Below are 19,072 nucleotides of genomic sequence, written 5' to 3'. Positions count from 1 at the left end.
CTCTGAACCTCACCTGAAAAAAATACTATGAACGGCACTACCATTCGTACCCGCCTCGCCTGGGGCTTTGGCGCGGTGTTCGCCCTGCTCCTGATTCTCACCCTGCTTGCCAGCATGCGCGTCAACCGCATCGACGACACGCTCAACCGCATTAACAACCTCAATAACGTCAAGCAGCGCTACGCCATCAATTTCCGTGGCAGCGTGCACGACCGTGCCATCGCCGTGCGCGATGTGGTGCTGGCCAGCGAGGCGGCCACCCTCGACAGCAATCTGGAACTGATCAAGCGGCTGGCGCAAAAATACACGGATTCCTCAGGGCCGCTGGACGCCATGTTCGCGCCCGGCAGCGTGGTATCGGACGAGGAAAAGGCAGCACTGGCCGGCATCAAGGCCGCCGAGCAGCAGGCCCAGCCCCTGATCGCCAAGGTGATCGCCCTGCGCCAGGCCGACAATGTGGCCGAAGCAAATGGCGTGCTGGCCAAACAGGCCGGTCCCGCCTTCGTCGCCTGGCTGGCCAGCATTAACCGCTTGATCGACCTCGAAGAGAACATGAACAAGGGCGAAGCCGCCAACGCGACTGAACTGGCGCACTCGTTCCAGTACTGGATGTTCGCCCTGTGCGCCATCGCCGTGGCGATCGGTTCAACGGCCGCCTGGTTTATCAGCCGCGGCCTGCTGCGCGAACTCGGTGGCGAGCCCGGCTACGCCGTGCAAATCGCCGGCAACATCGCCGCCGGCAACCTGGCAGTCGAGATTCATACCCGCGCCGGTGACAACAGCAGCCTGGTGTTTGCCATGAAGGGCATGCGCGACAGCCTGGTCAATATCGTTTCCCAGGTCCGCGCGGGCACGGTGAATATTGCCACGGCATCGGTGGAGATTGCCGCCGGCAACCAGGATTTGTCCGGCCGCACCGAATCGCAGGCCGATACCCTGGAAAAAACCGCCAGCGCCATGGAAGAGTTGACGGCGACGGTGCGCCAGAATGCCAGCAATGCGCGGCAAGCCAATGTGCTGGCCGAATCGGCCTCGGAAGTGGCTGTGCGGGGCGGCAGCGTGGTGTCGCAAGTGGTCGAGACAATGGCTTCGATCAACGATTCGTCGAAGAAGATTGTTGAAATTATCAGCGTCATCGACAGCATTGCTTTCCAGACCAATATTCTCGCGCTGAACGCCGCCGTCGAAGCGGCCCGTGCTGGCGAACAAGGCCGTGGCTTTGCCGTCGTCGCTACCGAGGTGCGCAATCTGGCCCAGCGTTCGGCTGCGGCGGCGCAGGAAATCAAGTCGCTGATCGGCGATTCGGTGCGCCGCGTCGAGAGCGGCGCCCGTCTGGTCGACCAGGCCGGCAGCACCATGGAAGATATTGTGCAGAGCGTCAAACGGGTCACTGACATCATGAACGAGATCAGCGTGGCCAGCCAGGAGCAGACCGAAGGCATCGTCATGGTCAATGAAGCGATCGGCCAGATGGATGACGCCACCCAGCGCAACGCCGCCCTGGTCGAGCAGGCCACCGCCGCCTCCACCCAGTTGCAGGACGAAGCCCAGGCGCTGTCGGCAGTGGTGAGTATTTTCAAACTGCAGCACCAGGAAGCCCAGCAAACCCGGCAACAGCGCGCGCCTGCACGGCCGCGGGCAACGCCGCGCCGCCCGGCCATCGCCGCCTGAGCACGGCCGGCCCGCCGCCGGCCCTCACAAAAAAACGATGGCATCGCTGCCATCGTTTTTTTTCGTCAAAACCCAAGTCAACAAGCGCCGCGTCCGGCGCCAGCCTTTGTCACTCAGTAATTTTCATAGGCACCGATATCGATTGCGCCGCCGAGTGGACGGGCGCGGCCATCGATATCGACCAGCGGCGCATTGCGCGACGAGCCCCTGTTGACGCCCGGCGAAGTGCTTTTCAGGCGGTAGTCGCCCGCGCCCGTGGCCAGGTAATTGACGAACTGGGGGTTGCTGGCGACGGTGGCGACTGCCGTGCCCACCCGCAGCGCAACGCCGCGGCCATTGCCGTACACCAGGTTGTTTTCAGTGACGTTGCTCGAACCGATGCAAGCGACGCCGTCGTAGCAATACTGGGTGATCGAGGCGCCCGGATTGTCATAGACCACGTTATTGGCAATCGTGGTGTTGTTGAGGACGATGCCGCCGGGCGAATCGCCGCTGCCGGCCTCGATACCGCCGCCCATCGATGCGCTGCCGTTGCGGAACACCGTATTGTTAGCGATCACCACATTATTAGCGGCATGCCACAAATGGATGCCCCAGGCCGATACGCGGTAGACGATGTTGTTGTAAATCTTGCCGCGTAAATTAGAGTGATAAATGCCCTGCACGCCGTTGCAGCTGCCCGGCACGCCGATATCGTGCACCACATTGCCGATGATATCGTCGTCGGTGGCGGTGTAATTGGCATCGACGATGCCGGCGCCGCCATCGCCGTTGCAGCCGCCGGAAATCTTCAGGTCGTGGACGTGATTGCCTTCGATGCTGGTGAAGGAGCCATAGTTGAGGATGCCGAGGCGGCCGCTGCCGGCAATATCAAAACCGACGATATCGACATAGCTGCCGCTGTTGGTGAAATGCGCCTCGGTGCCGGTGCCGACGATCTTGGCGCCCCACTTGGTATCGGAAACAAAGCGCAGACGGCCGACGGCGGTGCCCGATTTGCTGTTGCTGACATTGCCATAGCTGCCAGGCGCCACGTGCACCGTGGTCGATGGCTTGGCCACCCCAGCGGCCTTGCCGATGGTGCGAAACGGTGCGCTGATACTGCCGGAATTGCTATCGCTGCCGCTGGGAGAGACATACAAGTGGTAAATACTGGCGGCGACGTCCGCGACCGGGCTGGCTGGCACGACGCCAGCGCCAGCGCGGCTGTGAACGTGGGCGTGGGCCACGCTGACAGTACCGGCGATGACGACGGTAAGGGCGACGGTCTTGAGGGTGTTGAGGGTGTTGATGGTGTTGATGGTGTTCATTTGGAACTTCCTTACATCGGGTGGGTGTAATACTTTGACGTAGGGAAATTGATTTGGTTCAATAGTTTTGGGGTAATTTTTTTGTGGAGTAATTGAACTTCATGAAGATAGATTTTTCGGCAAGCAAGATACTCGGCACGCTGAACGTGCATGTGCGGCAACACACTAATCCGTTTGGATTGTTGTCGAATTTACTCAAGACGCTTATATTGTCCTAGGACAACATCCCAAGCGCCTCGACTCCGCGCCGATCGCTCAGCGTGAGACGACGCCTTGTGCCACCGCGCCGCCGCTGGCGCCAATCGCACATTCTTATCACCCAGGGAACACCATGCGCACAAATCTTCCGGTCACCGCCACCGAGCGTCTCATCCGCGAGGGCGAATCGATTGTCTCCAAAACAGATTTGCAGGGCAATATTACCTACGTCAATCCTTACTTTGTCGAAGTGAGCGGCTACAGCGAGCTCGAACTGCTGGGCGCCCCGCAAAATATCGTGCGTCACCCGGACATGCCGGTCGAAGCGTTCGCCGATATGTGGCATACCTTGCAAGCGGGCGAGCCATGGACGGGCATGGTCAAGAACCGCTGCAAGAATGGCGATTTTTACTGGATTCTGGCGAATGTCACGCCGGTGCGCGAAGACGGCCAGGCAGTCGGCTATATGTCAGTGCGCACGCGCGCCAGCCGCAGCGCCATCGACAGCGCCGAACACGGTTACCGCCTGGTGCGCGAGAAAAAAGCCCACGGCATGGCGATCCGTCACGGCGCGCTGGTGCCGGTCGGCTTGACCAGCATCGGCCAGCGCTGGCGTGACCTCAGCCTGGCCAAGCGCATGGGCGGTGCAATTAGCGTGTTGATGCTGGCGATCGTGCTGCTGGGCGTATCGGCCATCTCCTCGGGTGCCGACCGCGTGCTGGTAGCCAGCACCGGCGCCTTGTCGATCGGCGTCGCACTGTATCTGTGGGCCAGCATTCACTCGAGCATCATCGCGCCCTTGCGCCAGGCCGTCTCGCTGGCGCGCGCGATTGCCGCCGGCGATCTGTCGAGCCGCTTTAGCACCCTGCGCAATGACGATGTGGGCCAGTTGCTGCGCGCCTTGCAGCAAATGACGGTGAACCTGACGGCGATCATCGGCGACGTCCACGCCAACGTCCATTCGATCCAGCAGGGCACCGGCGAAATCGCCTCGGGCAACCTCGACCTGTCCAAGCGCACCGAAGCGCAGGCAGCCAGCCTCGAGCAGACCGCGGCCAGCATGGAAGAGTTTTCAGCGACCGTAAAAAACAATGCCGCCTCGGCCGTCGAAGCGGACCAGATGGCGGCGATGGCCTCGACGGTGGCGCGCGAAGGCGGCAGCGCCGTGCAAAACATGGTGGCGACCATGCAAGACATCCGCACCTCGTCCGTGCAAATTGCCGAAATCATTTCGCTTATCGATGGCATCGCCTTTCAGACCAATATCCTGGCCTTGAATGCCGCCGTGGAAGCGGCCCGGGCCGGCGAGCAGGGGCGCGGCTTTGCCGTCGTCGCCGGCGAAGTGCGCAACCTGGCGCAGCGCTCGGCGGCGGCGGCGCGCGAGATCAAGTCGCTGATCGACGTCTCCGCCGAAAAGGTCAAAACCGGCACCGAACTGGCCAACCGCGCCGGCGCCACCATGAGCAATATCGTCGAAGCGGTCGAACGCGTCACCGTCATCCTCGGCGACATTTCAGCCGCTTCGCGCGAACAGAGCGACGGTATCGATCAGGTCAACCAGGCGGTGGTCCATATGGACGAGGTGACCCAGCAAAATGCGGCGCTGGTCGAACAAGCTGCCGCCGCTGCCGCTGCCCTGAACGACCAGGCAGTGCGGCTGGCGCTGGCAGTGAGTGTGTTCAAGGTGGGCGGCGCCGCCAGTGCGACGCGGCCGGCGCTCAAGTCGCCGGCACGACGCACCCAGCTCAAGGCGGCGTGACAGCATGCCCCCCGATCGTTAGCGGCTGGCAGCGATCCAGCGCTCGACCCGCTGCGTCAGCACTGGCAGCGGCACGGTCCCTTCGCCGAGCACGACGTCGTGGAAGTCGGCCAGGCTGAACTTGTCACCGAGCGCGGCGCGCGCCTTCTCGCGCAGCGCCAGGATCTGCATGGCGCCCAGTTTGTAGCTCAGCGCCTGCGCCGGCCACACCATGTAACGCTGCACCTGGTTGGTGGCGCGCGCCTCGCTCACGCCCAGGGTGTCGCGCATGTAGGCGATGGCCTGCTCGCGGCTCCAGCCTTTGGCGTGGATGCCGGTGTCAACCACCAGCCGCACCGCGCGCAGCAGTTCGTCGTTGAGGTGACCAAAATAAAACAGCGGATCGTCATATAAACCGAACTGGCTGCCCAGCGTCTCCGCATACAGCGCCCAGCCTTCGGTGAAGGCGGCGCTATTCATGTATTCGGTATTGAATTTCCGGAAATCGGGCAGCGCCAGTTCCTTGAGCAGGCCGGCGTGCAAATGGTGGCCCGGCTGCGCTTCGTGGAGGAACAGGGTGGCCATGCTGGCGCGCCCATAATCTTTGGGATCGTTGACGACCACCCAGAATACGCCCGGATGGGAGCCATCGGCGGCGGCCGGCGTGTAATGATCGGACGCGGTGGCGCGGCTCAAGGCCGGCTCTGGCAAGATCTCCAGCGCCGACTTTGGCAAGTGCTTGAAGTAGGCGGGCAGCCTGGCCTTGACCGTGCCATCGAGCTGGCGATAAACGTCGAGCACCTGCTGCTCGCTGTCGAACGGCTTGAACTGCGGCTGCGCGGCCACCCACTGCGGCAGCATCTTGGGGTCGCCCGTGTAGCCCAGCCGGGGGCCCAGCAGCGCCCACTGCTGCTCGATGCGCGCCACTTCCTGCAAACCCGTCTGGTGGATCGCCTCGGGCGTGAGCGCCAGATTGGTGCGGTGGGTAATCAAGGCCTGGTACCAGGCGGCGCCGTCAGGCAGCGCACTCCAGCCGCTGCTGGCGCGGCTGGCCGGCAGATAGTCCTGGTCGAGAAAGCGCACCAGGCGCGCCAGCGCCGGGTTGATGCCGGCGGCGATGGTCTGGCGGTAAGCCGCCGTCAGGGCCGCTTTGTCGGCCGCCGAAAAACCCGCTGGCAGCTGTTTGATGGGCGTATAAAACACGCTCGCCTCAATCGTGCTGCTACCCATGTCGCGCATCTGCGGCAGCATCGCCGCGCTGATCGCGGCCGGCTGCACGATGCCGCGGCCGATACCCTCGCGCATATTGCGCACCGCCTGGTCCAGCCAGGCAGGCAACTGGCGCAGGCGATGCAGATAGGCGCGGTACTGGGCGACGCTGGTCAAGGGCTGCGAGCCGGCGCCGCTGGCGTAATTGGCCAGGGTACCGGGCACGTTGTCGAACTGGTCGAGCGGCAGCAGGTGCGCGGGGAATGGCGCCAGCGCCAGCTCGGCGTCGAGCTCATAGGCCAGCAGATCCCAATTGAGCTGCTGCGCTTGATCGAGGCGGGCGCGCGGCAGCGCCGCCAGCTGGCGGCGCAACTGGCGGTAGCGCTGGAAGTGGGCAGCACGCACGGCCGGCCTGATATTCAGGCCCAGCTGATCGTCGTAGCGGGCGTCGCCATTGGCGGTGATCATCAGCGGATCGAAGCTGGCGCGCGCTTTGTAGAAGGCCACGGCCAGGCCGTCTAGGCGGCTGCTGGCCTGGGCGCTGGCTTGAGCGCTTGACGGTGCCAGCGGCGCCGCCACCACCGGTGTCAACAAGGCAGCAGCGGCAAGCACGGCGCTCAACAGGCAAAGCAGCAAGGGGTGACGCGGAAATGGTGGGAGCATGGTCAGGGGTCGGTGGTCGGTGGTCGGTGGGCGGTGGTCGGTGGGCGTGGTCAGGGGGTGAATCAAACGAAGCCGCCGCGCTGCGGCAATGGCAGAATGGTAACTCAGGGCGCAGCCGGCGCCATAAAAATTGACGCCGTCGGACCGCCACACCAGTGTCTATCACCGTTAGCAATTACAGATCGCCCCATGACCACCCTCCCCTTCAAAACCGTCGACGTGTTTACCCGCGTTCCTTTTCAGGGCAATCCGGTCGCCGTCGTCTTCGATGCCGGCGCCCTCTCGACTGCGCAGATGCAGCAGATCGCCCGCTGGACCAACCTGTCCGAGACCACCTTCGTGGTGCCGGTCACTGCGGCCGGCGCCGACTACCACTTGCGCATTTTTACCCCGGGCGCCGAATTGCCGTTCGCCGGTCACCCTACCATCGGCACTGCCCACGCCCTGCTGGAAGCGGGCTTGATCGCGCCCACGGACGGCGTGCTGCTCCAGCAGTGCAAGGCTGGTCTGATCGGCTTGACGGTGAGTGTCGATGATGACGGCGAGCGCGCCATCGCCTTCACCCTGCCCGCGGCGCGCATCAGCGCGCTGGCGCCGGCCGCGGCCCTGGAACTGCAAGCGCTGCTGGGCGCTGACTGCGCCATCGTCGGCACGCCGCAGCTGGTCGATGTGGGACCGCGCTGGGTGGTGGCGCAGTTACAGAGCGCCAGCGCGGTGCTGGCCTGCGTGCCAGATCTGCAGCGCATGAAACTGTTCGACACCAATGGCGGCCACACCGGTGTCACCCTGTTTGGCCCGCATGCGCCCGGCCACGCCAGCGCCATCGAAGTGCGCGCCTTCGCGCCGGCCCACGGCATCGCCGAAGACCCCGTCTGCGGCAGCGGCAATGGCGCCATCGCCGCCTTCATCCGCCACAGCGGCCAGCGCGCGCGTTTCGGCGCCGACCTGCTGGCCAGCCAGGGCGCCGTGGTCGGGCGCGCGGGCCTGATCCGGCTGTCGATCAGCCAAGCCGCCATTGGCGTCGGCGGTCATGCCGTCACCTGTGTCGACGGCAGCCTGCGGCTGTAAAGGCGTCGCTGGCAGACGCGATAATCAGCGCGCCCGCCAGGCGGAAGTCTTACAATGGGCGCCCGGGGCACGCAAACCGTCCTCTCCCATTTGATCGGCGTTTGTTCATGTCCCTGACCAGCAATCCTTCCCCATCGAACGATGACCTCAGCTGGCTGTCCGGTGGCGGCGAGATGGGCGCGCTGATCCGCTCGATGGACTGGGCCAGCACGCCCCTCGGACCGCCGCAGCAGTGGCCGCAGAGCCTGCGCACCTCGGTCAGCCTGTGCCTGTCGTCGACCTTTCCCATTATGGTGGCATGGGGGGCGAGCGACATCCAGATCTACAACGACGCCTACCGTCCCATCTGCGGCGGCCTGCACCCGGCGTCGATGGGCGCGCCGTTCAAGCACACCTGGGTCAGCGCGCTGCCGGTGGTCGGCGACGCCTTCGACAGCGCGCGCCAGGGCGCCGGCGCCTTCGTCCAGGACCAGCGCATGTTCCTCGATCGCTACGGCTACCGCGAGGAAGCCTTCATGACGTTCTCGTTCTCGCCGATTCGCGACGAGTCGGGCGAGGTGGGCGGCATTTTCCATCCGATCACAGAGGCAACCGCGGCGGTGCTCAACGCCCGCCGCAGCCGCTGCCTGCGCGAGCTCAGCACGGCGATTGCCGACGCCCGCACCATCGGCGCGATCGGTCGCCACATCGAAGCGCAGTATCAGGGCGACGAGCCGGGCGCGCTGCTCGACCTGCCCTTCATGCTGCTCTACCAGATCGATGCCGCCAGCGGCGAGCTGCTGCTGCGCGGTGGCGCCGGCCTCGAAGCGCATGCCGCCATGGCGCCGCCGGTGGCCACCATCGACGACACCATTTGGCCGTTTGCCGGCGTTGCCGCCAGCCGCGCGGCGCAGCTGGTGGAAGGCCTGGCCGCGCGCCTCGGTGCGGCGCCGTGCGGGCCGTACGACAATGCCCCTGACGCCGCACTGGTGCTGCCGATTACGGTGCCGGGCCGGCTCGACCTGTATGGCTTCGTGGTCGCAGGCGTGAGCGCCGCGCGCGCCATCGACGCCGCTTACCTGCATTTTTACGATTTGCTGGGTGCGACGATTAACACTGCCGTCGGCAACGTCGTCGCCTACGAAAAAGAGCAGCAGCGTGCCGACGACCTGGCGCAGATCGACCGTGCCAAGACGGCGTTTTTTTCCAACGTCTCGCACGAATTTCGCACCCCGCTGACCCTGATCCTCGGCCCCCTCGACGACGCCCTGGCCGACCGCGACGATGCGCTGGCACCGGCGCAGCGCCAGCGCATCGAAGTGACCCGCCGCAACGCCCTGCGGCTGCTCAAACTGGTCAATTCGCTGCTCGATTTTTCGCGCATCGAAGCTGGCCGCGTGCAGGCGGCCTACATGCCGCTCGACCTGGCGCGCCTGACCACCGACCTGACCGCCGTGTTCGAGTCAGCCATGGCCAAGGGTGGCCTGGCGTACCACGTCGCACTCGATACCCTGCCGCAGCCGGTGTGGGTCGACCGCGACATGTGGGAAAAAATCGTTTTTAACTTGCTGTCGAACGCCTTCAAGTTCACCTTGCAGGGCGCGGTCAGCGTGACGCTGCGCGAGCATGGCGGCATGGCGCGGCTGTCGGTGGCCGACAGCGGCAGCGGCATCGCCCGGCACGAACTGCCACGCCTGTTCGAGCGCTTTCACCGCATCGAGGGCGCACCGGGGCGTACCTACGAAGGCACCGGCATCGGCCTGGCCCTGATCGAAGAGCTGGTGCGTCTGCACGGCGGCAGCATCAGCGTCCACAGCGTGGTGGGCGAAGGCACCCGCTTCGATGTCGACCTGCCGTTCGGCCATGCGCACCTGCCGGCCGAACGGCTGCTCGAAGCGCCGGCCGCCGGTGCCGTCCTCGAAGACCGTACCGGCGCCGCCTTCGTCGAAGAAGCGCTGCGCTGGCTGCCGGACAGCGTGCCGGCGCCCTTGCCGGCGTCCCTGGCAGTCGCAGCGACGGCGGCGCCAGCGCCCTCCGGCGCCGCCGCGCGCGTGCTCGTCGCCGACGACAACAACGACATGCGCGCCTACCTGGCGGCTTTGCTGGCGCCGCACGGGCAGGTCACTGCCTGCGCCGACGGCGAAGCGGCCTTCGCACTGCTGCAGGCGGGCGCGTATGACCTGCTACTTAGCGACGTCATGATGCCCAGGCTCGATGGCTTCGGCCTGATCGCCCGCATCCGCGCCGATGCCGACCTGCAGACGCTGCCGGTGATGCTGCTGTCGGCGCGCGCCGGCGAAGAAGCCAAGATCGAAGGCTTGCAGGCGGGCGCCGACGATTACATGGTCAAGCCGTTCGCCGCCAACGAATTGCTGGCGCGGGTGCGCCGCCAGGTTGAACTGGGTCGCGAACGGCGCCTGCAGCAGCAGGCCCTGCGCCTGCGCGAAACCTACTTCCGCTCGCTCATCGATCTGGCGCCGGTGATGTTGTGGACCACCGATGCCAGCGGTGCCTGCACTTACCTGAGCCAGCGCTGGTGCGACTACACCGGACGCAGCGCCGCCGACGACCTCGGCTTCGGCTGGTTCGACAACCTCCATGCCGACGACAGCGTGGCAGCGCGCCGCCTGTTCATGGCGGCCAATGCGGCGCAACAGGCGTTCTCCATCGATTACCGCTTGCGCCGCGGCGATGGCAGCTATGCCTGGTTCGTCGACACCGGCAATCCGCGCTTCGACGAAGATGGCCGCTTCGCCGGCTTCGTCGGCACCGTCGCCGACATCCACGCGCGCACCACCTTGCAGCAGCGCCTCGAACAGGTGGCGCGCGCCGGCGACATCGGCGTCTGGTATGCCGACGCGCCGTTCCACCACTATCAAATCAACGAGCAGATGGCCGGCCACCTGGGCCTGGGCGCGGCGCGTGCGGTGTCGCTGGCGGCGCTGCTGGCGGCGCTGGCGGCGGGCGACCAGGCGCGCCTGCGCGACGCCATCGACACCGCGCAACAGGGCGGCGCCGCGCTCGACCTGGAGTTCTACAATGTCCGCGAAGCGCGCTCGCTGCGCGCGATTGGCTGGTGCGATCTGGACGACCAGGGCCAGACCACGCGCTTTGACGGGGTCACTTTCGACATCAGCCCGCACAGGCACGCCACCGACGAACTGCAACGGCTGGCCGATGCGCTGGCGGAAAAAAACCGCATGCAGAGCGAATTCCTGTTCACCCTGGCGCACGAACTGCGCAATCCACTGGCACCGATCCGTAGCGGCCTCGATTTGATGCGCCTGCGGCCGGCGGCGCAGGGCAATATTGAAGTGCAGGCGATGATGCGGCGCCAGGTCGACCACATGGTCCATCTGGTCGACGACCTGCTCGACATGGCGCGCCTGTCCGAGGGCAAGGTCGAACTGCGGCTCGAAGCGGTCACGCTGGCGCAGGTGATCGCCGACGCCATCGAGATCAGCATGCCGCTCATCGATGGCGGCCACCATCAACTCGAGCAGCACTTGCCGGCCACCCCGCTGTCACTGGCAGTGGACCGCCACCGCATCGCCCAGGTGCTGTCGAACCTGCTCAACAACGCCGCCAAGTACACCCCGCCGCATGGCCGCATCCGCATCAACGCGACGATCGAGGACGGCAGCATCGCCGTGGCGGTCAGCGACAATGGCATCGGCATCGACGCCGCCATGCTGCCGCTGGTATTTGACATGTACGCCCAGGCGCACCGCCATCAAGGCGTGGGAATCGGCGGCCTCGGGGTGGGTCTGAACCTGGTGCGGCGGCTGGTCGAACTGCACGGCGGCACAGTGCAGGTCGACAGCGCCGGCGCCGGCCAGGGCAGCTGTTTTACCGTGCGCCTGCCGCTCGATGGCGCCACTGCAGCAGCTGGTTTGGCGCTGCTCGATGCGGCTGGCGCAGCGGGCGCGCCGGCCGCTGGCGCCGCCCTGCGGGTGCTGGTGGTCGACGACAACGTCGACGACAACGTCGACGCCGCCGACATGCTGGCCGAGCTGCTGCACCTGCACGGCCACACGGTGCGCATGGTGCACGACGGCGCCGCCGCCATCGCGCTGGCCGCCCACTTCCTGCCGCAGGTGGTGTTTCTCGATATCGGCCTGCCCGACCAGAGCGGCTTCGAGGTGGCACCACGCTTGCGCCAGCTGGCGGGGCTGGCGCAAACCACGCTGGTGGCCTTGACCGGCTGGGGCGCCGAGCAAGACCGCCAGCGCTCGCAGGCGGCCGGCTTTGACTGCCACCTGACCAAGCCGGCCGACCTGGTCAGCGTCGAGCAGATTTTGAAGCAGGCGGCCAGCGCGGCGCCGATGCCAGCATCGGCTGCGCAAGGATGCAGTCCATGAACCGCGGCATCTTGTATGCGCTGCTGGCCGCCGCCACTTTTGGCGCCAGCACGCCGTTCGCCAAGCTGCTGGTGGGCAGCGTGGCGCCGCTGGCGCTGGCGGCATTGCTGTACCTGGGCAGCGGCCTTGGCCTGCTGGCGCTGACGCTGCTGCGCCGCATGCTCGGCCGCCTGCCGGGCCGCCCGCTGCAGCGGGCGCCGGCAACTGCCGTCCATCTGCGCCCGGCCGACCTGCCATGGCTGGCGGCGGCGATTGCCTTTGGCGGGGTGGCCGGGCCGGTGCTGCTGATGGTGGGACTGCGCTCCTTGAGCGGGGCGACGGCGTCGCTACTGCTGAACATGGAGGGGGTGCTGACCTCGCTGCTGGCCTGGTGCGTTTTTAAGGAAAATTTTGACCGCCGCATCTTGCTGGGCATGCTGCTGATCGTCGCCGGCGGCGCCGTGCTGGCGTGGCAACCGGCGGCGGCAGGCACACTGTTGACGCTGGCAACGCCCGGCTGGGGGGCGCTGGCCGTGCTCGGTGCCTGCCTGTGCTGGGCCATCGACAACAACCTGACGCGCAAGGTGGCCGACAGCGACGCCGTGCAGATCGCCTGCATCAAGGGCCTGGCAGCGGGCGCCGTCAACCTGGCGATCGCGCTGACGCTGCACACCCCCATGCCACCGCTGCCGACCATCGCAGCGATCGGCGTGGTCGGCTTTTGTGGCTATGGCCTGAGCCTGGTGCTATTCGTGCTGGCCCTGCGCACGCTGGGCAGCGCCCGCAGCGGCGCGTATTTTTCGGCGGCGCCGTTTGTCGGCGTCACCGTCGCCCTGCTGCTGGGCGAGTCGCCCGCCGCCGGCTTCTGGCTCGGTGGCGCGCTGATGGCGGCCGGCATCGCACTGCACCTGACCGAGCGCCACGCCCATCCGCACACCCACCTGCCGCAGACCCACGCGCACAGCCACCGCCACGACGCCCACCACCAGCATCAGCATGGCTTCGACTGGGACGGGGTCGAGCCGCATGCGCACGCGCACGCGCATGAAGAACTGCAGCACACGCATGCGCATTTTCCCGATACCCATCACCGCCATACGCATTAAAATCGCCTCACAACCACTACGTCGGGGAGCCATCATGCCTGTCACCATCGAAGCAGGGCGTCGTTCAGTGCACGTCTCGGTCGAAGTTCCCGGCACGCCGCAGGAAGTATGGCGGGCGATTGCCAGCGGACCGGGCATCTCGTCGTGGTTCGTGCCCACCGCGTTCGAGGAAGTCGACGGCACGCCCGTTGCGGTGCAGTTCAATTTCGGCCCCGGCATGGCGCCGCGCTCGGCCATCACCGCGTGGCAGCCGCCGCACGCCTTCACCGTGCAGGGCGATGGCTGGGGCGGCTCGCCGCCGATTGCCAGCCAATGGCGGGTGGAAGCCGGCGCCGACGGCCACTGCACCGTCCACGTCATTAACAGCATGCTGACCGAGGTCGCCGACTGGGACGCCCAGCTCGACGCCACAGCGCAGGGCTGGCCCGCGTTCTTTCGCACCCTGCAGCTGTATCTGCGCCATTTCCGCGGCCAGCCGGCAAGCCTGCTGCAACTGGTGGTGCCGGTTGCCGGCAGCGCGGCGCAAGCCTGGCAGGCACTGTGCACGGCGCTGGGACTGCACGATATCACCGTTGGCCAGCCATGGCAGGCGCGCGCCGGTGTGCCGACGCTGGGCGGGGTCGTCGAATACCTCAGCGAAGATCCGTACGACGCCCTGCTGCGCCTGGCGCAGCCGGGGCCCGGCGTGGCCGCATTCGGCGCCTTTAACTATGGCGGGCAGAGCATGGTGGCGATCAACGTCTATCACTATGGCGCGCAGGCGCAGGCGGCGCTCGAGCGCGAGCGGCCGCGCTGGCAGGCGTGGCTGGCGACGACCTTTGCAGCGCCGCCAGCCACGCCTGCCAGCGCCGCCGGCTAAGACCAGCCCGAGCCGATCAGGCCAGCGCGCGCAGCAGTCACGCGCAAGCAAAGCCGGTCCCGCTGCAGTTCAGTATGGTGTTTGTGCAGCTCATCGCATGCTGCCGTGCGTCAGCGGTTGAACTGTTATCTTTCGAATCTTGTTATCCAATTACCCGCCAAAAAGAGAGATTCGATGCGCTCTTTTACTGCAATGGTCCTGCTTGCGTTCACAGCCAGTGTACAAGCCGCCTCAGCCACGGTCAGTGCAAGCGGCTTGCTGCTGGACCTCGGTCCGCATGCGCTTGGCTTTCGCGTCGTGCAGCAATACGATCGCGCCCGGGTCTATCAGACAAACACCGGTTTGACGAGCGGTCAAGCGGCGACCGGGGAGCGCGCACGGCCCCTGCAGACACTGATCTGGCATCCAGCCAACAAGGCGCATGGCAAGCATCTGACGTACGCCGATGATGTGCGAGGCAAGACAAAGCATCGACCGTCTGCGTGCTGGAACGGCGAAAAATGCAACGACGCTGCCAGCTGAGCCCGAAAATAGGCCATGATGGAGGTTCGGTTCCCCATTGGAGAAATACATGAAACGATCTACCCTGTTGTGTCTCAGCGCTGGCATGTTTGTCAGCATGGCGGCGGCCAATGTCGCCCTCGCTGATCCTGGCCTCGACCTGGCCAAAGCGAAAAACTGCATGGCGTGCCATGCGGTTGGCGCGAAACTGGTGGGCCCCGCTTACAAGGACGTCGCAGCGAAATACGCCGGCCAGAAAGATGCCGAGAGCAAGCTGGCGCAGAAAGTCATGAAGGGCGGCGGCGGCGTCTGGGGGCCGGTGCCGATGCCGGCCAATGCCCAGGTGTCGCCAGCGGAAGCGACGACGCTGGTGAAGTGGGTGTTAGCGCAGAAATAAAGGTCGACGGCCAAAGGCATTCGCCAGGCGGTCGAGCGTGATCTCAGGCTCAGGCCTGCACGGGATCACGCGTTGATTCAGCGGTTGCCGGCTTTCTTCGCTGGCCGCAGATGCTCTTCCAGTTCCCGGAAATTCGGCCGCCGGCTGCTCGACACCAGTTTCCTGCCAAATTCCACCGCCAGCGTCGGGGCGTAGCCATTCATGCTGGCGATCATGGCGACTTTTATGCACTGATACACTTTTGTCGATTCTTGCAGCTTGCGATCGAGCAAATTGGCGAGGGGACTAAAGACGCCATAGGACAGCAAGATCCCCAGAAATGTGCCGACCAGTGCTGCGCCGATCAAGCTGCCCAGTTCAGCCGGCGGCATGCCGACTGATCCCATGGTGTGCACGATCCCCATGACGGCGGCCACGATACCGAAGGCAGGCAGTCCATCGGCCAGCTTGTTGATGGCATGAATGGCAATTTCGCCATCCTGATGATGCACCTCGATTTCATTGTCCATCAAATTTTCAATCTGGAACGGGTCCATATTCCCCGATACCATTAATCGAAAATAGTCGGAGATGAATTCGACCAAATGGTGATCTGCGGTTACCAGGCGATATTTTTCAAACAGCGGACTTTCATACGGATGGTCCATATCATACTCAATTGACATCAGTCCTTCCTTGCGGACCTTTGAAAATATCTCGAACAGCAAGGACAATAATTCAAGATACAGTTCCCGGCTTTGCCTGGCTGATTGAAATATCGTCGACAACGCCTTGAAGGTGGCGTTGCGCGATTCGCGGTCATTCGATATGACAAATGCACCGAGCGCGCCGCCGCCGATCATCAACAGTTCATAGGGTTGAAACAGCGGCCCAAGATGGCCACCCTCGAGGATGAAGCCGCCGAAGATCGCGCTTAGCACGATGATAATACCGATAATCACAGCCACGTTATCTCCCTGCATGAAGCGGAGCTGACATCGTAGCAGGATGCCGGATGGAAAGATATTGCATCAGGTCAACATCAGCAAGACCAAGAGTACCAGCGACGATGGCGTCATTGCCGTGCCGGGGGCTGCGGGTATCGGCGTGACCGTGCTGGGACGGCGGCTCGCCCGTTTGATGCGTCAACGCGAGCGCCTGTATAGGGTCTTCCCCGCGAGGCGGTCACTGTTGCCGGTTTTTTTCTGCCAGCGCAATGGTGTTGAGGGTATCTTGCGCCGCCTCGCGCCAGCGCCCGCCCAGCGCCAGCGCCCGTTCGGCCGCCGCGCGGGCCGCCGGCAACTGGCCCAAGTCCATCAGGACCACTGCAAGATTATTCAATGCTGCGCCGCTGTCGGGGTGGCGTTCGCTGGCGCGACTGAACGCTGCGGCCGCTGCCGCGCGGTCGCCGGCGGCGTAGGCGCTGTTACCCAAGCCCAGTGCCAGCGTCAGGTTCTCTGGCCAACGCTGTGCCGCCAGCGCATAGGTGGCGCGGGCAGCGCCCGGCGGGCTGCTTTTTTCGAAGGCGACCAGGGCATCGACCACGGTTGCCGGTTCTGCCGTCGCCGGCAGCCGGCCCGGTGGCAGGGTCACCATGGCCCAGAACGCGCTGCGCGCCCAGGTATGCTCGAAGGTGGACAGCGGCATCACCAGCCGTTCGGTGGTGCCCGAGCGCAGGATAATGGCGCGGCGATCCAGATCGTAGCCAATCGCCACCGCATAGTGCCATTTCGGCACCAGCGGCAGGCTGAGATTTTGCAGGACCAGCACCGGGTTGCCGGCCGCCAGTTCTGACAGCAGCGCCTCAAGGCGCGGGGCAATCGTCATGCTGATGGCGCCGTTGCGGCGGCCGGCAGCGATCATCTCCACCTGCAGGCTGCCCTGCCGTTGCGGCAGGTAGACTTGCGGCACCAGGGTGTCGGCATCGATGGCAAAACCGGCCGCACGCAGCGCCATGGCCAGTGCCGCCGGACCGCACTGGTAACGCTCCTGCGCAATGAAAGGTGTCGCCTGCAGCTCGATCTGGCGCGCCATCCCCACGCGCGGCGCGGACAGCAGCGCCGTGGTTTGCGGTGCGGCGCAACCGGACAGCAGTCCCAGCACCAGGGCCAGCCCCGGCAGCGAGCGACACCATGTACGCCTCATTGCATCCGTCTCATTGCATTCTTAATTGCAGCAAAGTTAATTGCGCAGCGAGCGGGTAAATGGATAGACCTTGGTCAGGCCGAGGATGTCGGTTACCAGCAGCAGCACGAAGATGAAAATAATCGCGCCAATGATGCCATCACCGCCGGCCGGGATCGAATCGACGCGGTGGGCGATCGAGACGGTTTCGGCATCGGTCAGCGCGGCCACGCGGGCTTTGGCTTCGTCAGCGCTGATACCCATCTTTTGCAGCTCGACCTGGACATCGGCGCGATCAAACGTCGCCGCGATTTTCACCCGGTTTTGCTGGGCGGCGGCGGCCGAGACGACTTGCTCGGTGCTGATCATGGCTGCTTGTACAGTCTGGGTGAAGCCGACGAACACCAGTGCGGTGATCATGGTGTGGACGAACATTTTCTTCAACGATTGCATCATTTTCAGTTCCTCGAGTACGTTAAGTGATCGCCATGAAACCGTCCCAGTGGATCACACCATGGAATCGTTTCATGTCTCGCTGGATCTTACACTTACGAACAATTACACCGAAGTATTTCTTACTTGTTGAGAACACGGCGCAACAAACTGCCTCCGCTGGTGCGCACGACCATGCCGGTCGGACAACAAATGGCACTGTGGCGTGGCGGCACAGGCGCCGTTCAACTATGCTTGCGGACCCGTTCTTCGGCAAATGCGCGCCCGTCCGGATCGGCCATCAGCACCAGCGTCACGCCGGCGCCGACCAGCAAGTCGTCGGGGGGATTGAAGGTCCACCGGTCGTTCTGGTAGGTCGCCATCAGCATGTAGGCGGGTGACCGCGGCAACAGCTGGCCCAGTGGCAGCGCCGTCATGGTGTCTGGCAACACCAGTTCTTCCACCCGCAAGGCGCCTTCGCTGCGCAGCATCTGGTCCATGAAATTGACGACGTGCGGGCGCACCATGGCCGAGGCGATGCGCATGCCGCCAGTAAAATCGGGCGAGACGATTTCGTCGGCGCCGGCATGGCGTGCCTTCTTGGTATTGCGCACATCGTGCAGGCGCACCACCACCCGAGCGTGGGGATTGAGCATCTTGACGGACATGGCGATCATCAAATTGTGGCTGTCGTCGCCAGTGACGGCGAACACGCCGGTCGCCCCCATCACGCCGGCGCGCAGCAAGGCGGCGTCATCGGCCGCGTCATCATGCACGTACAGGCAGTGCGGGTGGTACTCGAGCCACGCATCGAGCGACGGCCGCTCGCTTTCGACCACCACGAAGCGGCGCCGGGTGGTGACCAGCTCCTTGGCCACATTGCTGCCGACGCGGCCAATGCCACAGACGATGTAATGGCCGGACAGCCGGGCGATTTCCTTTTCCATCCGCCTTCTCCTTCGTTGCGCATTCAAATCGGCATCCACCAGCAGTGCGACCACGGTGGAAAACACATAACTCATCGCCCCGATCCCCAGCACGGCGATGAACACGGTGAACAGGCGCCCCATCGGATGGTGGCTCAAGTCGACCGTCTCGCCATAACCGATGGTGGCCACGGTAATAAAGGTCATGTAAAAGCTGTCGATCCAGGAGGCGTTGGGCCGCCCCAGGTAATGGTATCCCAGCGTGCCGGCGATATGCACCAGCGTCAGCAGGCCGGCGCCGATGGCCAGGCCCTTGACGTGCCGGTGCTGCAGCAGTTTGGCCAACTGGTGTTGCCTTGATTGCATCCGCGCTCCCCGATCCGCAGTGCTGACATGTTCCGCTCTGCAAGTTTTCCCATGATAGCAGTGGCGCTCATGCGGGAGGAAGGGAGCTGATGGCGGACAGTATCGCTTTCACCCGGCGCGTTGTGATCGTTGTTGCGCCGAGCTGGTAGCCTGTTGCGGGGGGGGGGGGGGGGGGGGGTGGGCGCGGGGGGTAACGGGTGCGGCCA

Annotated in this window: 14 protein-coding genes; 8 read left to right on the top strand and 6 right to left on the bottom strand. The window is 64.8% G+C overall.

Annotation, left to right across the window (positions count from 1 at the left end):
* The first annotated feature begins 27 nt into the window (after window positions 1–27).
* A complete protein-coding gene (locus ACP7BZ_RS04840; RefSeq protein ID WP_426110608.1) occupies window positions 28–1,671 on the top strand; it encodes a methyl-accepting chemotaxis protein in 1,644 nt (547 codons plus the stop codon).
* Between the two features lie 113 nt (window positions 1,672–1,784).
* Here the strand turns inward: ACP7BZ_RS04840 and ACP7BZ_RS04835 are convergent, their stop codons facing one another.
* Window positions 1,785–2,981 carry a choice-of-anchor Q domain-containing protein gene (locus ACP7BZ_RS04835; protein WP_426110606.1) on the bottom strand — a complete coding sequence of 399 codons (1,197 nt, stop codon included), beginning with the start codon at window positions 2,979–2,981 and terminating at the stop codon, window positions 1,785–1,787.
* Between the two features lie 331 nt (window positions 2,982–3,312).
* Here ACP7BZ_RS04835 and ACP7BZ_RS04830 point away from each other — a divergent pair, with 331 nt between their 5' ends.
* Window positions 3,313–4,938 (top strand): methyl-accepting chemotaxis protein, encoded by a 1,626-nt coding sequence (locus tag ACP7BZ_RS04830; protein WP_426110604.1) that lies wholly within the window; start codon window positions 3,313–3,315, stop codon window positions 4,936–4,938.
* Between the two features lie 18 nt (window positions 4,939–4,956).
* On the opposite strand, the gene ACP7BZ_RS04825 is transcribed toward ACP7BZ_RS04830, so the two are convergent.
* Window positions 4,957–6,789, bottom strand: coding sequence for a DUF885 domain-containing protein (locus ACP7BZ_RS04825; protein WP_426110601.1), 1,833 nt, complete (start codon window positions 6,787–6,789; stop codon window positions 4,957–4,959).
* A gap of 189 nt (window positions 6,790–6,978) precedes the next feature.
* Between ACP7BZ_RS04825 and ACP7BZ_RS04820 the strand changes: the two genes are divergently transcribed.
* From ACP7BZ_RS04820 to ACP7BZ_RS04795, 6 genes are all read left to right on the top strand, one after another.
* Window positions 6,979–7,857: a PhzF family phenazine biosynthesis protein gene (locus tag ACP7BZ_RS04820; RefSeq protein WP_426110599.1), complete on the top strand. Its 879-nt coding sequence runs from the start codon at window positions 6,979–6,981 to the stop codon at window positions 7,855–7,857.
* A gap of 107 nt (window positions 7,858–7,964) precedes the next feature.
* Window positions 7,965–12,197 (top strand): ATP-binding protein, encoded by a 4,233-nt coding sequence (locus ACP7BZ_RS04815; RefSeq protein WP_426110597.1) that lies wholly within the window; start codon window positions 7,965–7,967, stop codon window positions 12,195–12,197.
* Entirely contained in the window at window positions 12,194–13,282 is a 1,089-nt protein-coding gene (locus ACP7BZ_RS04810) for an EamA family transporter (protein WP_426110595.1), read from the top strand. Before ACP7BZ_RS04815 ends, ACP7BZ_RS04810 begins: the two co-directional genes overlap by 4 nt.
* A 34-nt stretch (window positions 13,283–13,316) precedes the next feature.
* A complete protein-coding gene (locus tag ACP7BZ_RS04805) occupies window positions 13,317–14,141 on the top strand; it encodes an SRPBCC family protein (protein WP_426110593.1) in 825 nt (274 codons plus the stop codon).
* A 174-nt stretch (window positions 14,142–14,315) separates the two neighbouring features.
* Window positions 14,316–14,663 carry a hypothetical protein gene (locus tag ACP7BZ_RS04800; protein ID WP_426110591.1) on the top strand — a complete coding sequence of 116 codons (348 nt, stop codon included), beginning with the start codon at window positions 14,316–14,318 and terminating at the stop codon, window positions 14,661–14,663.
* A 49-nt stretch (window positions 14,664–14,712) separates the two neighbouring features.
* On the top strand, window positions 14,713–15,039 hold the full coding sequence (locus ACP7BZ_RS04795) for a c-type cytochrome (protein WP_426110589.1): 327 nt from the start codon (window positions 14,713–14,715) through the stop codon (window positions 15,037–15,039).
* A 77-nt stretch (window positions 15,040–15,116) separates the two neighbouring features.
* On the opposite strand, the gene motA is transcribed toward ACP7BZ_RS04795, so the two are convergent.
* The 4 genes from motA to ACP7BZ_RS04775 all read right to left on the bottom strand — a co-directional run bounded on the left by motA (window position 15,117) and on the right by ACP7BZ_RS04775 (window position 18,866).
* On the bottom strand, window positions 15,117–15,986 hold the full coding sequence (gene motA / locus ACP7BZ_RS04790) for a flagellar motor stator protein MotA (protein ID WP_426110587.1): 870 nt from the start codon (window positions 15,984–15,986) through the stop codon (window positions 15,117–15,119).
* A gap of 217 nt (window positions 15,987–16,203) precedes the next feature.
* The gene (locus ACP7BZ_RS04785) at window positions 16,204–17,163 is read right to left on the bottom strand and encodes a PA2778 family cysteine peptidase (protein ID WP_426110585.1); all 960 of its coding nucleotides are present in this window, start codon (window positions 17,161–17,163) and stop codon (window positions 16,204–16,206) included.
* Window positions 17,164–17,199: 36 nt separating this feature from the next.
* The gene (locus tag ACP7BZ_RS04780; protein WP_426110583.1) at window positions 17,200–17,598 is read right to left on the bottom strand and encodes a PA2779 family protein; all 399 of its coding nucleotides are present in this window, start codon (window positions 17,596–17,598) and stop codon (window positions 17,200–17,202) included.
* A 221-nt stretch (window positions 17,599–17,819) separates the two neighbouring features.
* Window positions 17,820–18,866 carry a potassium channel family protein gene (locus ACP7BZ_RS04775; RefSeq protein WP_426110581.1) on the bottom strand — a complete coding sequence of 349 codons (1,047 nt, stop codon included), beginning with the start codon at window positions 18,864–18,866 and terminating at the stop codon, window positions 17,820–17,822.
* Window positions 18,867–19,072 lie beyond the last annotated feature (206 nt).

Source organism: Massilia sp. PWRC2, from assembly GCF_049896725.1.
In the GTDB taxonomy this organism is placed as follows: Bacteria; Pseudomonadota; Gammaproteobacteria; order Burkholderiales; family Burkholderiaceae_D; genus JAFCUW01.
This window is presented reverse-complemented; position numbering and strand designations above follow the sequence as displayed.

What these genes read in the sequence shown, in the direction of transcription:
- ACP7BZ_RS04840 (WP_426110608.1), top strand. Translation starts at nt 28, where the DNA reads ATGAACGGCACTACCATTCGTACCCGCCTCGCCTGGGGCTTTGGCGCG.
- ACP7BZ_RS04835 (WP_426110606.1), bottom strand. Translation starts at nt 2,981, where the DNA reads ATGAACACCATCAACACCATCAACACCCTCAACACCCTCAAGACCGTC.
- ACP7BZ_RS04830 (WP_426110604.1), top strand. Translation starts at nt 3,313, where the DNA reads ATGCGCACAAATCTTCCGGTCACCGCCACCGAGCGTCTCATCCGCGAG.
- ACP7BZ_RS04825 (WP_426110601.1), bottom strand. Translation starts at nt 6,789, where the DNA reads ATGCTCCCACCATTTCCGCGTCACCCCTTGCTGCTTTGCCTGTTGAGC.
- ACP7BZ_RS04820 (WP_426110599.1), top strand. Translation starts at nt 6,979, where the DNA reads ATGACCACCCTCCCCTTCAAAACCGTCGACGTGTTTACCCGCGTTCCT.
- ACP7BZ_RS04815 (WP_426110597.1), top strand. Translation starts at nt 7,965, where the DNA reads ATGTCCCTGACCAGCAATCCTTCCCCATCGAACGATGACCTCAGCTGG.
- ACP7BZ_RS04810 (WP_426110595.1), top strand. Translation starts at nt 12,194, where the DNA reads ATGAACCGCGGCATCTTGTATGCGCTGCTGGCCGCCGCCACTTTTGGC.
- ACP7BZ_RS04805 (WP_426110593.1), top strand. Translation starts at nt 13,317, where the DNA reads ATGCCTGTCACCATCGAAGCAGGGCGTCGTTCAGTGCACGTCTCGGTC.
- ACP7BZ_RS04800 (WP_426110591.1), top strand. Translation starts at nt 14,316, where the DNA reads ATGCGCTCTTTTACTGCAATGGTCCTGCTTGCGTTCACAGCCAGTGTA.
- ACP7BZ_RS04795 (WP_426110589.1), top strand. Translation starts at nt 14,713, where the DNA reads ATGAAACGATCTACCCTGTTGTGTCTCAGCGCTGGCATGTTTGTCAGC.
- ACP7BZ_RS04785 (WP_426110585.1), bottom strand. Translation starts at nt 17,163, where the DNA reads ATGAGGCGTACATGGTGTCGCTCGCTGCCGGGGCTGGCCCTGGTGCTG.
- ACP7BZ_RS04780 (WP_426110583.1), bottom strand. Translation starts at nt 17,598, where the DNA reads ATGATGCAATCGTTGAAGAAAATGTTCGTCCACACCATGATCACCGCA.
- ACP7BZ_RS04775 (WP_426110581.1), bottom strand. Translation starts at nt 18,866, where the DNA reads ATGCAATCAAGGCAACACCAGTTGGCCAAACTGCTGCAGCACCGGCAC.